The 15,176-nt window shown below is 47.3% G+C and carries 6 protein-coding genes and 3 tRNA genes; 4 read left to right on the top strand and 5 right to left on the bottom strand.

Annotated elements, in window-relative coordinates; translation table 11 throughout:
• Positions 1–31: 31 nt before the first annotated feature.
• Entirely contained in the window at positions 32–2,071 is a 2,040-nt protein-coding gene (locus tag OC23_RS16465) for a M3 family metallopeptidase (RefSeq protein WP_038346072.1), read from the bottom strand.
• Positions 2,072–2,383: 312 nt separating this feature from the next.
• Between OC23_RS16465 and OC23_RS16460 the strand changes: the two genes are divergently transcribed.
• The gene (locus OC23_RS16460; protein WP_038346071.1) at positions 2,384–2,797 is read left to right on the top strand and encodes a putative four-helix membrane protein; all 414 of its coding nucleotides are present in this window, start codon (positions 2,384–2,386) and stop codon (positions 2,795–2,797) included.
• Between the two features lie 58 nt (positions 2,798–2,855).
• Here OC23_RS16460 and rnr read toward each other — a convergent pair whose 3' ends face one another.
• Complete coding sequence (gene rnr, locus OC23_RS16455; protein WP_038346070.1) at positions 2,856–5,294, bottom strand: ribonuclease R; 2,439 nt, start codon at positions 5,292–5,294, stop codon at positions 2,856–2,858.
• 260 nt (positions 5,295–5,554) lie between these two features.
• Here rnr and OC23_RS16450 point away from each other — a divergent pair.
• The 3 genes from OC23_RS16450 (at position 5,555) to OC23_RS16440 (ending at position 5,855) form a co-directional block, all read left to right on the top strand.
• Positions 5,555–5,644, top strand: a tRNA-Ser gene (locus OC23_RS16450).
• 11 nt (positions 5,645–5,655) lie between these two features.
• Positions 5,656–5,732: transfer RNA gene (locus OC23_RS16445), tRNA-Arg, on the top strand.
• A 46-nt stretch (positions 5,733–5,778) separates the two neighbouring features.
• Positions 5,779–5,855: transfer RNA gene (locus OC23_RS16440), tRNA-Arg, on the top strand.
• 48 nt (positions 5,856–5,903) lie between these two features.
• Here OC23_RS16440 and OC23_RS16435 read toward each other — a convergent pair.
• The 3 genes from OC23_RS16435 to OC23_RS16425 form a co-directional block, all read right to left on the bottom strand.
• Positions 5,904–6,569, bottom strand: a complete 666-nt coding sequence (locus OC23_RS16435; RefSeq protein ID WP_038346069.1) for a hypothetical protein — start codon at positions 6,567–6,569, stop codon at positions 5,904–5,906.
• Between the two features lie 344 nt (positions 6,570–6,913).
• Positions 6,914–8,881 (bottom strand): hypothetical protein, encoded by a 1,968-nt coding sequence (locus OC23_RS16430; RefSeq protein WP_038346067.1) that lies wholly within the window; start codon positions 8,879–8,881, stop codon positions 6,914–6,916.
• 606 nt (positions 8,882–9,487) lie between these two features.
• A complete protein-coding gene (locus OC23_RS16425; protein WP_038346065.1) occupies positions 9,488–15,091 on the bottom strand; it encodes a beta strand repeat-containing protein in 5,604 nt (1,867 codons plus the stop codon).
• Between the last annotated feature and the right edge of the window lie 85 nt (positions 15,092–15,176).

Genomic DNA, 15,176 nt, shown 5'->3' with positions numbered 1-15,176 from the left:
CATTACACCCTGTGAATAATAATGACATAGTTTAAGCGGTTTTATCGGTGTTCGTCCAACCTTGATGACGTAATAACGCATCTATTTTAGGCTCTCTTTTTCGGAAATTGCGAAACGCATCAAGTGCTGTATCTTTTCCGCCAACTGCTAGAATAAACTTTCTAAACTCTTTTCCGGTCTCGGTATTAAAAATACCTTCGCTTTCAAAACGGTCAAAGGCGTCACTGGCCAAAACTTCTGCCCATTTATATGAATAGTAGCCTGCAGCGTAGCCACCCGCGAAGATATGACTGAAACTGTGCTGGAAACGGTTGTATGGAACAGTCGGAGCAACCGCAAACTTGTGGCGAATTTCATCCAGCGTGTCCTGAATCTGCTGGCTATTGAGCGCAGGAACCTGACGGTGGATGGTCAGGTCAAACAGGGCAAACTCGATCTGACGCAGGGTTTGCATACCGGACTGGAAGAAACGCGCATTCAATAATGCAGATAGCAGTTCTTGTGGCAGGGTTTGTTTGGTTTCGGTATGTTCACTCAGCACGTCCAGGCTTTCATTGTCCCAGGCCCAGAATTCCATAAACTGGCTTGGCAGCTCTACTGCATCCCAAGCCACGCCATGTGTACCTGCCACCGAGATGTTATCCACTTCGGTGAGCATGTGGTGCAAGCCGTGTCCAAACTCATGGAATAAGGTAATCACTTCATCGTGCGTCAGCAGGGCAGGCTGATCGCCAATCGGTGGGGTGAAATTACACACCATATAGCAAACCGGTTTTTGCAGGCCATTTGCCATTTGTACACGTGAACGGAAGCCGCTCATCCATGCACCCCCACGTTTGCCATTGCGGGCATACAGGTCGAAGTAGAAACCGCCGACCACCTGACCTTGATCTTCAATTTCAAAATAGCGCACATCATCCTGCCAGACGGGTGCCTGACGTTCGATGATCTGGATACCGTACAAACGTTGCACGATCTGGAATAAACCTTGTACCACTTTCGGTGCAGGGAAATACGGTTTAAGCGCTTCTTGAGACAGGTTGAACTGTTGTTGTTTCAACTTTTCAGAGTAGTAGGTGGCATCCCATGGCTTGAGCTCATCAATGCCATCCTGTTGTGCAATTGCTTTCAATTCTGCAATTTCAGCCAGTGCCGGGGTACGTGCATGTTCTGCCAGATCAACCAGGAATTTATCCACCGTTTCGACATCAGGTGCCATCTTGCTGGCCAGTGAATATTCAGCAAAGTTATTGAAACCGAGCAGTTGCGCCATTTCCTGACGTAAGCCGAGGATTTCTTCCATCACTGGTGTATTATCAAATTCAGTCTTGTCGGACTGTTCCGAGGCACGGGTGACATAGGCCTTATACAGCTCTTCTCTTAATTCGCGGTCATCGGCATAGGTCATAATCGCAAAATAGGCCGGGAAGTCGAGGGTGGCCACAGCCTGCTCAAGCTCGCGCTGTTGTCCGTATTGCTTTAACAGTTCAATACTGCTGTTTGGCAAGCCTTTGAGCTGTGTTTCTGTTAAAGGCTTAAAGTAGGCCTGGGTTGCATCAAGCACATGATTGGAAAAGTCCGAAGACAGTTGCGATAAGCGTGCCGAAATTTCTGCATAGCGTTTTTTGGCTTCGCCTTCGAGTGCCACACCAGACAGCTTAAAATCGCGCAAGGCCAGTTTGATGGCACTTTGCTGTGCGTCGCTAAGGGTGTGGAATACCGTACTGTCATGAATTTGCTGATAGGTCTGATACAGCGCCGTGTGCTGTCCAAGCCGGGTATAGTATTCACTTAAACCCGGTAAAAGTGCCTGATAGACCCCACGGGTTTCGGCATTGTTCATCACAGCATTCAGATGCGACAAAATACCCCAAGATTCGCTCATGTTATTTTCAAGCAGATCAACCTGTGCCAAGGTGGCCAGTTGGGCTTCGGTACCTTGTGGAACCTCATTGAGTTGATTGAGGAAGTCTTGACCGTCTTGAATGGTTTGTTCGATCTGTTGTTTTAAACCGGCAAGTTGAATCTGGTCAAACTGGGGAACGGGAAGTGTCGCTTGCTGTAATGTCATTGTATTTTTGCCATATCATCTTTAAACATAGGTATAGATGTAGGGCTTGGCGCAGGAGAAATCAAGTGCTACCCGGCTTGATCTCTCAGATCGGGATGCATTTTTCTATGCGTAAACGCCTGTATGCTGTTTGGATGCGTGGCGTACATGGCGGCTGAAAAGCTTGTTAAGCTCTGGTAATGGAAAGGAATTTTATCTACAGTGTCAATTGCTTGATGAAAACCGATTTCTTGCTAAACTCATGATCAAAGAAAAATCGAACGAAGAACATTTTGTAATGTGATAGTTAACTGGATAGGCTAAACCGTAATCATGAGATTAAAAAATATAAATGCTTTTTTGTTAACTTGCTGCCTATCTGTCCAGGCCAGCGCTACAGTAAACAATGCGGTATATGTGGGCTCTAGGGGGGGTGGAAGTCCGTCTGCCAATAGTCCAGTCTCGACCTTGTTCTTTCTGGTATTGGGAACGGGCGCACTATATTTTTACTATAAATCATTCTTAGGCTGGATGAAGCGTAAAAAGAATGGTGAAGAACCGGAACGGTTATATGGTTTTACGGACTGGGCAACCATGCTGGCAATATTTGGACTACTTGCATTGTTTGCCTCTGGACTGGTCTTTGTAATACTCAGCCTTTTTGGGGGAAGGGAGCTGGTACAACAAACCTGGTACTTTATTTATCCCGGTTTTCTGGGGCTGCTTCTGCTGTTACATCGAACCTGATCGATAAAAATTTAAACCGGAAAAAACAAGGGAGCCGAAGCTCCCTTATTGTTATCGTTTAATCAGCCTTAGCCTTTGCATTTGACTTTTTCTTCTTGACCTTCTTTTTGGCCTTTTCTTTGCCTTCAGACTTTGCAGAAGATTTTTTTGCTGCTTTTTTGCTATAAGAACTCGGTTTACTTTTATCCTTTTTCTTACGCACAGGCTTTTCGCCATCTTCACTGAGTTTGGCTTTTGTTGCTGACGGTGCTTTGCCAAAGACTTCTTCAGTGGCTGACGCACGGTTCGGGCTAGAAGCATTTGCAGTACGAGGTGCTTTCTGGCGAATCACACGACCGAGATGCGTTAATTGTTGCACCAGCTGGAAGTCAATTTTACGTTCTTCCAGATTTACACCAGCCACCTGAATCTTGACTTCATCACCCAGGCTAAACGACTGTCCGCGATTCTGACCGATGAGGCTTTGGCTGGCCTGATCATACAGGAAGAAGTCTTCACCGAGCTGGCTGACATGAATCATGCCATCCACATACAGGTCTTTCAGGGTGACGAACAGGCCGAATTCGGTTACTGCACTGATCACACCGACAAACTCATCGCCCAAATGCTGTTGCATATAATGGCATTTCAGCCAAGTGGTGACGCTGCGTGATGCTTCATCGGCACGACGTTCAGTTTGTGAGAAATGCTCACCGGCATCATCTAATGCTGCACCTGAAAGCGGGTAAGGTTTCTTGTCAAGATAAGCCTTAATCGCACGGTGTAACAGCAGGTCCGGATAACGACGGATTGGCGAAGTGAAATGCGTATAGGCTTCATAAGCCAGACCATAATGACCTGAGTTTTTAGCGCCGTAATAGGCTTGCATCATTGAGCGCAGCAGGACGGCATGAATGCTTGGTGCATCCAGACGGTCCTTGGTCGCTTCAATTACCGCCTGGTAGTCGGCCTGAGTTGGCTGTTCAGGGAATGGCAAGCCCAGTAATTTGACGAAATCACGCACTTTTTGAATACGGGAGAATTCGGGTGCTTCATGCACACGATACAACATCGGAATATCATGTTCCAAGGCGTATTCGGCTGCTGCAACGTTGGCCAGCAACATGCATTCTTCAATCAGTTTATGCGCATCATTACGGGTACGTGGCAAGATTTCCTTGATTCCGCCTAGCTCATCAAAGGTCATGTAGGTTTCAATGGTTTCAAATTCCATGGCATGACGTTTGGCACGTAACTCTTTTAGCGTTTGATAAAGCTGGAATAAGGTATTTAGTGATTTATGAATGCTTTTATCTGCCGGAATGGCATCGGTGGCGCCTTCAAAATACTGGCCCACCTGGGTATAGGTCAAGCGTGCCTTGGAATGCATCACCGCAGGGTAGAACTCATAACCTGTCACTTTACCGGCACGTGACAGCTTTAAGTCACAGACCATACACAGACGGTCCACATGCGGGTTTAATGAACATAAACCATTAGATAAGGCTTCCGGCAGCATTGGCAATACAAAGTGCGGGAAATAAACCGAGGTACCACGTTCTTCTGCTTCTTCATTTAATGGAGAACCGAGGCGTACATAATGGCTAACGTCAGCAATGGCCACGACAACGCGATAACCGCCTCCCGGACGTTTTTCGGCAAAGACTGCATCGTCAAAATCGCGCGCATCTTCACCATCGATCGTCACAAGTGGCAGGTCACGTAAATCAACACGGCCTTTACGATCCTGTTCCGAAGGTTCTTTAAAGCTTTCGGCTTCCTTAATCACCGCTTCTGGAAATTCATAAGGCAGACCAAATTCTAAAATGGTCTGCGGAATGATAATTTCAGTATCGGCTTTATCCGCCATCGATTGCACCACATGACCGGTTGCCAGTTCTTCACGGGTCGGGTAGTCATCAATGGCCACGCGCAGCATGTCGCCCACTTTGGCCTTGGCATGCTCGATCAGTTCTTTTTCCAGGGTGATCGGTTGATGCTGGTTGGGATTGCCCGGTTGAATAAAATATTCACCTTCATGCTCAGCCACTTTGCCGATAATCTGTTTAACCCGGCGCTGTACCACGTCGGTAATAAAGCCCCAGGCTTTGCCTTTACGGTCAACGGAGGTCTGACGGACTTTAACGCGATCGCCATTGAAGACCAGTCGTAATTCACGTTCTGGCAGCAAGACATCATCCTGACCTGCGATATTGGCAGTCCCCAGTCCTTTACTGTTGATATAGACTGTGGCTTCATGGCTTGGCAAGTCGGTTGCAGGCTGGTATTTAAAACCATCCTTCATCAACTGCCCATCACGGACCATTGCACTTAAACGATGGTTTAAGGCCTCAATACTTTTTTGATCCGGAATATTAAAGTGGTCGACCAGCTCGGCATGAGACTGGGCAGTTTTTAATTGTTCTAATGTAGTTAAAATAAGAGTTCGGCTAGGAATAGGATTGTCGTAACGTTGCGCTTCTGCTTTTGCTTCAGGATCGGCCCAATTTTTAGTCATATCGTTTCATTTCACATCTGGCAGATCGGTTTAGCATAAGTCATCCAAACTCTAACTGCACGTCAAAGATTGCAAGATTCTGTTTATTGCCCCGATCCGAATAAAGGAGAGAACACTATATTAGCAAGCACTGAAGTAAAAAATGCCGAAAAAATGTGAAAATTGTTTAAAAAATATTTGATTGAGCTAAAAAAGTAGAAAAAAACCGGAACATCCCTTGTGTAATGTGGTTTTAGTTTGTATTATTGCGCTCGTGTTACGGTGAGATGGGTGAGTGGCTGAAACCACATCCCTGCTAAGGATGCATACGGGCAACTGTATCGAGGGTTCGAATCCCTCTCTCACCGCCACTTTACTTAAGGCGCTCATAGCTCAGCTGGATAGAGCACTTGGCTACGAACTAAGGGGTCGGGAGTTCGAATCTCTCTGAGCGCACCAAGTAAAGATTTAAAGTAACACACGCCTGAATAGGCAGATAAGTAATGCGCTCATAGCTCAGCTGGATAGAGCACTTGGCTACGAACTAAGGGGTCGGGAGTTCGAATCTCTCTGAGCGCACCAACTTAAATAGAAGAAACCGCTTGATTGCGGTTTTTTTGTGCCTGAATTTTAACAAATATAAAGCATCACACTGCTATAAACGACTGAAATATAATATAGGCCCAGTAAAGCCATGAGTGTAATTCTGATCTTATTTGAGAATATTTTTAATAAAGTCGAAATCATAAAAGCCATTAATAAAAACATCCACGCTCCAATGAAGGTAATTATCCAGAGTTTCCAGTTATTCTTTTGTATCGCAGTTGGAGTATTGGGAGCCAGTTGCTGATAATCGATATGAATTAAATTTCCTTTAAGATCAATATAATCAATCGCTTTGAGCTGGTATTCGGGCTGGTTATTTGCTATCGGAATGGTTTGATAGTAATAGACTGTTTGGATTGCATGATTTGGCTGCTTAAGCTCTTGCTGGCATAACTTCATGAGTTTGGCATCACACTTCATTATTAAAGAATGATTGGTATGGGTTGGAAGTATGATTGATGCGCCGGCCCGTTCGCGGCGAATGTAGGCTTCGTTGCTTGAGTCAATCTGTTGCTTCGAGATTTTCCACATGTGGTTTCTGGCAAGATCGAGTTGATGTAAGGCAGCTTGATGAGCCGAGCCAAAAATCAATAGGATGATGAAAGAAAAAATAAAACAGAGATAAGCAGATTTAAAGTGATCTGAAATGGAGTCTTCTTCAGGCGTGTTTTTAAAAATGGTTTTTAGCATTTGTTCTCTTGAGTACAAGCGATTTTAGCTCGATTTTATTTTCCCGTTCTTTTGTTAAACTAGGCATGGAAATGTCTGCTAGACCCGATCAGGCCAAATATGTATATCATAAAATGAAGCCAGCATGGGAAAACTAGGTTAGTGTATCTCGAGGTTTGAGACTATTTAAATCTATGGATTTAGGTCGTTTTAAGTTGTGAAATGTTCAACCTTGTGCGTAGTAATGATAGACATAATCTGATGAATTAAAAAATACCGGAATTTCGTTTTTGGAATAGACTGAGATTAAAAATTATAAATATCAAAAAGCCGCTGATGACAGCGGCTTTTTGATAGTGATCTATTTAGAAGTGGTTAACTGAACTGAACAGGTGATCGGTTAAATGACCGAGAGATGATTGAAGTGAGACCAGATCTGTCAACGAACCACCATTTGGATTTGGTTCGCCAACTGCGATACCTGCGCCTGATGAAACGGTTCCGGTTAATGCATCCAGGATGCTATCAACACTGCCATTAATACTATAGTCACCATCTCCGGCAGTTACACTAATGAGGTCATTGATACCGTTAAATGAATCATCACCAAAGAGAGTGCTAACATGAGTCTGTAAAGCATCAACAGTTACATTTCCATTACTGATGACAGTTTGGATGGGTTGGGCAATACCGGAAATAATGTCTCCACTATTAATGCCGCCACCGATAACACCTGTAACAGAACCGAGCAGGTCACCACCGATACCGCCGCTTGCGCCACCTGTAATGCCACCGATAACACCTGTGACAGAACCAAGCAGGTCGCCACCGATACCACCGCTTGCGCCGCCTGTAATGCCACCGATAACGCCTGTAACAGAGCCGAGCAGGTCACCGCCGATACCGCCGCTTGCGCCGCCTGTAATGCCACCGATAACACCTGTAACAGAACCAAGCAGGTCACCACCGATACCACCGCTTGCGCCGCCCGTGATGCCACCGATAATACCCGTAATTGCTCCTAGAGGACCGCCTTCACCACCGCCGATGCCGCCAGTAATGCCACCCAGCAGGCCGCCGACATCAGTCAGGTCACCTGCAATATGTTGAACCAGACCGGAAGCGGTTGAACCGTTGTTGATCAGTGTACCGACCACACCTGTAAGCGAACCGGCAGCGCCACCGATATCGGCACCCGCCAGATCAGAAATAGCTTCAAGAGTACCGTTTACAGTGTCGCGAGAGGTTTCAAAGGTGAGGGTACCGAGATTGGTCAGGTCAGTCACTGGATGAACACCCGGCAGCACGCTACCAATTGCACCACCTACAGTCGTGATACCTGTATTGATAAGATCGGTTTTCAGGCTTTCGACCCCTTGCAGTACATCAATACCAGACTGGATTACACCAGTAACAGGATTATTGCCCAGGTCACCACCAGTAATGCCGCCGATAATGCCCGTGATCGCGCCAAGAGGACCACCTTCGCCGCCAATGATGCCACCAGCATTAGTCAGGTCACCTGCAATATGTTGAACCAGACCGGAAGCGGTTGAACCGTTGTTGATCAGTGTACCGACCACGCCAGTAAGCGCACCGGCTGCGCCACCGATATCGGCACCCGCCAGATCAGAAATCGCTTCAAGTGTACCGTTTACAGTATCGCGGGATGTTTCAAAGGTGAGGGTACCCAGATTGGCTAGATCGCCAATGGGGTGTTCAGATTGGTGAACAGTGCTGATAATTGTATCTGCAACAGTATTGATTCCGGTGTTGATGATGTCGGTTTTTAAGCTCTCCAGCCCCTGAAGCACATCAATGCCTGTCTGGATGACACCGGTAACCGGATTATGGCTTAAATCACCACCCGTGATGCCACCGATGATGCCGGTGATCGCACCTAAAGGACCACCTTCGCCACCACTGACACCGCCTGTGATGCCACCGATAATACCAGTCACTGCGCCAAGTGGGCCACCATCAGTACCACCCGTAATTCCACCAATAATACCGGTTACTGCACCAAGCGGATTGCCGGCCGTTCCACCTGTAACTCCTCCAATAATATGTGTCACCGAATCCAGTGGACTCCCGCTGCTTTCACCTGTCACACTGCCAAGAATGTTGGTAACAGCTCCTAGTGGATTGTTGGCTGCTCCACCAGTAATGCTGCTGACTGTATTTGTGAGTGTTGGCGTTGAAACAAGATTCGTGATTGTCGAAAGGGAGAGGGGAGCTAGAAGTGAACCGCCAACATGAGATGTCGAGTGATTACTATCGGTCAGGCTTGATGTAATCGTTTTAATGGGTGATAGAAGACTTTTAAAAAGCATATCGATACCTATATTCTTAAAGTTGTGTTGTTCTAAATAGTTATGAAATCGCTATGATTATTCTGTGATTAAAGTCACATTAACCACATTTAGTGTTATATGTGGCAGTTATTTTGTCAATCTGTAACGGTATTGCATCTGATTGTTAAATTTAGATTTAACTTTTTGATTTATATGAGTATTAATAAGGGAAAACATTCTATTAAATGTACATGTGTATTTTATTTTGAAATATCCTATAAACACTGCAGAATAAAATATAATCAGGGATATCAGACAATTAAATTAAAATCGGCAAAAAAATTGCAAGTCATTGAGGGGCAAGTACTGGAAAAGTTGTGAAATTTGTTACTGATTTGAAAACAAATATTTCTATTCAAGTCTGAATTTTAATATCTAAATATATCAAAGGTTTATAGTTTTTAATAAGCGTAATCTTTACTTAAGAAATCACGGGAATGCATCCATTTTTCTTTGTTTATCAAGTGTTGTTAATCAAAACTTATTAATACATGGTGTCCTGTAATTTAAAACGGGAACTCAAGTGATCCTTTTACAAGAAAAGGGGAAAGCCACTGATTTTGGTGGCTTTCCTGAGTTTAAAGATTAAAAGTGATGAACTGAACCAAACAGATGATCTGTCAGGCCAGACAATGGAGAGGTAATCGAGATCAGGTCGGTTAAAGCCCCGCCATTCGGATTTGGTTCTCCAACTGCAATACCGGAGCTATTGGAAAGTGTGCCTGTAATCGCTGTCAAGATATTGTCTACACTGCCATCTTCATTATTCACATGAACAAGGTCAGTTATATTATCGAATAGATTACCATGCGACAGGCTCGTTACACTCTCTTGTAAGATATCGAGCGTTAAGCTACCACTCCCTACTACAATCTGGATCGGCTGGGCAATACCGGAAATCACGTCACCGCCACCGATACCACCAGTAATACCACCGATGATGTCGGTGATTGAACCTAAAGGCCCACCTTCGCCACCACCGATACCACCAGTAACACCACCAATAATGTCAGTGATTGAACCTAAAGGCCCGCCTTCACCACCGCCGATACCACCAGTAACACCACCAATGATGTCAGTGATTGAACCTAAAGGACCACCTTCACCGCCGCCGATGCCGCCAGTAACACCGCCAATAATGTCAGTGATCGAACCTAAAGGACCACCTTCGCCACCGCCGATACCACCAGTAATACCACCAATGATGTCAGTGATCGAACCTAAAGGACCGCCTTCACCACCGCCGATACCACCAGTAACACCACCGATGATGTCAGTGATCGAACCTAAAGGACCACCTTCACCGCCGCCGATACCACCAGTAATACCACCGATGATGCCGGTGATTGCCCCTAAAGGACCGCCTTCGCCGCCACCGATACCGCCAGTAATACCGCCAATAATGCCAGTGATCGCGCCCAATGGACCGCCTTCACCACCGCCGATACCGCCAGTAATACCACCAATAATGCCAGTGATCGTGCCAAGAGGACCGCCTTCACCGCCACCGATGCCGCCCAGCAGGCCACCGACATCAGTCAGGTCACCTGCAATATGTTGAACCAGACCGGAAGCGGTTGAACCGTTATTGATCAGTGTACCGACCACACCTGTAAGCGAACCGGCAGCGCCACCGATATCGGCACCCGCCAGATCAGAAATGGCTTCAAGAGTACCGTTTACAGTGTCGCGAGAGGTTTCAAAGGTGAGGGTACCGAGATTGGTCAGGTCAGTCACTGGATGAACACCCGGCAGCACGCTACCAATTGCACCACCTACAGTCGTGATACCCGTATTGATAAGATCGGTTTTCAGGCTTTCGACCCCTTGCAGTACATCAATACCAGACTGGATGACACCAGTAACAGGATTATTGCCCAGGTCACCACCAGTAATGCCACCGATAATGCCAGTGATCGCGCCAAGAGGCCCGCCTTCACCACCACCGATACCGCCGGTAATACCACCGATGATGTCAGTAATCGAACCTAAAGGCCCACCTTCACCACCACCAATGCCGCCAGTAATACCACCGATGATGCCGGTGATTGCCCCTAAAGGCCCACCTTCGCCGCCGCCAATGCCGCCAGTAATACCACCAATAATATCAGTGATCGAACCTAGAGGACCACCTTCGCCGCCACCGATACCGCCAGTAATACCACCGATGATGTCCGTGATCGCGCCTAAAGGCCCACCTTCACCACCACCGATGCAGCCGGTAAGGCCACCAATAATATCAGTGATCGAACCTAGAGGCCCACCTTCACCACCACCGATACCGCCGGTAATGCCACCAATAATGCCCGTGATTGCGCCAAGAGGCCCACCTTCACCGCCAATACCTCCAGTAACTCCGCCAATAACACCTGTCACAGTACCGAGGAGACCCGTACCACCTTCGCCATCACCGGCGACAATATGCAGAATATTGGTAACCGGGCTAAGTGGATTGAATTCACCTTCACCATTTAAACCGCTGAGGTCAAGCACAGAGATGGCATTGCCAGAGAAGTTAATTGGAATCGTAATCGGTGTCACGATACTGGCATCATCACCAATACCATTGCCGATACCGTAATTATGTTCACCATTACCTGCGCCAATACCACCGAGTAGGCCGCCTGAACCGTTGCCGCTGCCACCATTGCCAGTGCCATTACCATTATTGGTCGTGTCATTGTCCTGAACATAGTTATTGGTGGTTGTGGATGAGTTATTGTGAGAGTTGGCTGTTGCACTACCAAATAAAGAGATTGCATTGCCAGACAGGTTAATCGGAATGGCAATCGGGGCAACAATACTGGCATTGTCGGCAATGCCATTGCCGATACCATAGTTATGTTCGCCATTACCTGCTGCAAAACCGTTAAGTAAACCACCCAGTCCAAGCAGGCCACCTGAACCGCCACCTACGCCGTTACCGCCACTATTACTGTTATTGGTTGAATCGTTGTCCTGAACGTAGTTATTGGTGGTGGTTGATGAGTTGTTGGTTGAATTGGCTGTTGCATTACCAAAAATGGAGAAGGCATTACCCGATGCATTAATTGGAGTCGTAATCGGGATAATGACACTGGCATCATCGGCAATACCATTACCAATACCATAATTATGTTCGCCGTTGCCTGCGCCAACACCGTTTAATAAACCGCCTCCGCTACCATTACCCGAACCGCTGCCTGTACCGTTACCACCGCTATTACTGTTATTGGTGGTATCGTTATCCTGGAAGTAGTTATTGGTTGTGGTCGAAGAATTATTGACCGAGTTGGATGTGGCATTGCCAAAGATGGAGAAGGCATTGCCAGAAGCATTGATTGGTGTGGTAATTGGCGCAACGACGCTGCCGTCATCGGCAATACCATTGCCAATACCATAGTTGTGTTCACCATTACCTGCGGCTACACCATTTAATAAGCCACCACCGACACCATTACCCGCCGTACCGCCAACACCACTACTGCTATTGCCATTGTTAATGCTGTCATTGTCCTGGAAGTAATTGGTGGTTTTGGTCGACGAGTCATTAACCGAGTTTGAAGTGGCATTGCCAAAGAGCGAGAAGGCATTGCCAGAACCGCTGATTGGTGTCGTGATCGGTGCAACCACACTGGAATCATTGCCAATGCCATTGCCGATCCCATAGTTGTGATCACCATTACCCGCAGCAGGGCCATTGCCCCAGCCACCGATACCATTGCCGGCAGAGTCGCCTGTCAGCCCTGTACCGCTATTGCTATTATCCGTACTGTCATTATCTTCATAATGATTGACGGCTGTGGTCGATGAATTGTTGACCGAGCTGGTGGTTGCGTCGCCGAAGACAGAGAACGAGTTGCCCAGACCGCTCAGTGGTGTGGTAATAGGCATAACCACACCGACATCGTCTCCGTTACCATTACCAATGCCATAATTATGTTCGCCGTTACCAGCACCAACCCCATTGAGCAGGCCGCCGATACCATTACCAGCTCCACTGCCAGCCGTTGTACCGCCGCTGTTACTATTGTCTGTGGTGTCATTGTCACGAACGATATTGGTGGTCGTGGTCGAAGCATTGTTATGAGATGCATTATTGGCATCACCAAAAAATGAGAACTCATTGCCCAGACCGTTGATTGGCGTTGTGATCGGGGTGGTAATCCCTACATCATCACCGTTGCCATTGCCGATCCCATAGTTTTGCTCGCCATTGCCTGAACCAATTCCGCTCAAAAGTCCACCAATGCCATTGCCGGCAGCGCCTGCGCCACTGTTGCTATGGTCGATATGATCATTGTCTTCGACGATATTGGTGGTATGGGTTGATCCATTATTGACTGAGGTATTGCCGGTATGTGCCGGATCATGACTACCAAACCAGGACACATTATTACCCATGGCATTGATCGGGCTGACCACAGGAGACGTCCAGTCGGCATCATCACCGTTGCCATTGCCAATGCCGTAGTTGTGTTCGCCATTGCCCGCACTGACTCCGTTGAGTAAGCCACCCAGACCATTGCCAGTGCCGCCGGTACCTGTGCCGCTATTGCTGTTGTCGGTGCTGTCATTGTCCTGAACATGGTTCAGTGTGGTGGTCGGTGCCGAATTGGTCGACGAATTATTGCCACCACCGCCAACAGAATTGCCAAGTACATTTAAAGGTGTGGTCCAAGGCACGGTAATGTCGACATCATCTCCATTACCGTTTCCTATACCATAGTTCTGTTCGCCATTGCCTGCGGCAGGGCCGTTGCCCCAGCCACCTACACCATTGCCGACGCCACCGGTACCTGTACCGCTGTTGCTGTTATCGGTGGTGTCATTGTCCTGAATGATATTTGAGCTTGTGGTCGGTGCGGTATTGGTTGAGTTGACATCGCCATCGCCCAGACCGGCAAAAGAGTTACCCAGTACATGTACCGGAGTCGTCCATGGTATGGTTACGCTGGCATCGTCACCGTTGCCATTGCCAATGCCGTAATTGTGTTCGTCATTGCCTGCACTGATGCCATTCAGCAATCCGCCCAGGCCATTACCGCTACCACCAGTACCGCTGTTGCTATTGTTGGTGGTGTCATTATCCTGAATATTCGTGGTTGAGGTGGTCGGTGCGGTATTGACCGAATTCACATCGCCGCCGCCGAGACCTGCAACCGAATTACCAAGTGCCTGAAAGGGTGCCGTGACTGGTGTGGTGATGGCGGCATCGTCACCGTTACCATTACCGATGCCATAGTTCTGCTCGCCATTGCCCGCGCCAACGCCATTTAACCAGCCACCTCCACTGCCATTACCGGCAGCACCGCTACCGCTGTTGCTATTGTTGATGCTGTCATTGTCCTGAATATTGGTGCTCGAGCTGGTTGGTGCAGTATTGACTGAATTAATATCGCCACCTCCCAGACCTGCAATTGAATTGCCAACAGCTTGTACAGGAGTGGTCCATGGAACCGTGACAGTGGCATCATCGCCGTTGCCATTACCAATGCCATAATTGTGTTCGCCATTTCCGCCCGCAACACCATTGAGCAAGCCGCCGCCATTGCCATTGCCGGCACCTGTCCCCGTATTGCTGTTATTGGTGGTGTCATTGTCCTGAATATTGACGCTTGATGTGGTCGGGGTAGTATTGACTGAATCCAGTTCGCCCTGTCCCAGAGCAGCCAGCGAGTTACCTAGCGCCTCGAACGGAACAGTAACCGGCGTTGTCAGGGTAGCATCGTCACCGTTACCATTGCCGATCCCATAATTGTGCTCGCCGTTGCCAGCAGCAATACCGCTTAATAGGCCACCATTACTGCCATTGCCGGCACCTGCGCCAGTATTGCTATTATTAATGATGTCATTGTCCTGAATCTGCGTCGAAGTACTGGTGGTGGCGGTATTCACAGATGAAGCATCTGCCAGCCAGGGAAATGAATTTCCTAATGAGTGAAAAGCCGTCGTAAATGGAAGGGGAAAGCTAAAGTCCTGGGCATTACCCACACCAGCCCCATAGTTTTGTTGACCATTGCCTGATAGAACACTGCCGAATAAACCATCACCTGAACCATTGCTGTTATTGGTGATGGTGGTATCTTCGACCTGAACATGATTTGTTGTCGATACAGTGTTGACAGGCGCCGGTGCCGTAGTAGGGCTATTGCTACTCGAAAGCGAGAGAATACCCGTAATTGGTGATAAAATACTTTTAAATAACATGTCGATATACCTATAATTATTGGAGTTTTGTTTTATTTAGCTTAATAATTATGTGACTCCTGTCTCATAATATACCAATTAGTAT

This window comes from Acinetobacter sp. A47 (assembly GCF_000805455.1).
Classification (GTDB): Bacteria; Pseudomonadota; Gammaproteobacteria; order Pseudomonadales; family Moraxellaceae; genus Acinetobacter.
This window is presented reverse-complemented; position numbering and strand designations above follow the sequence as displayed.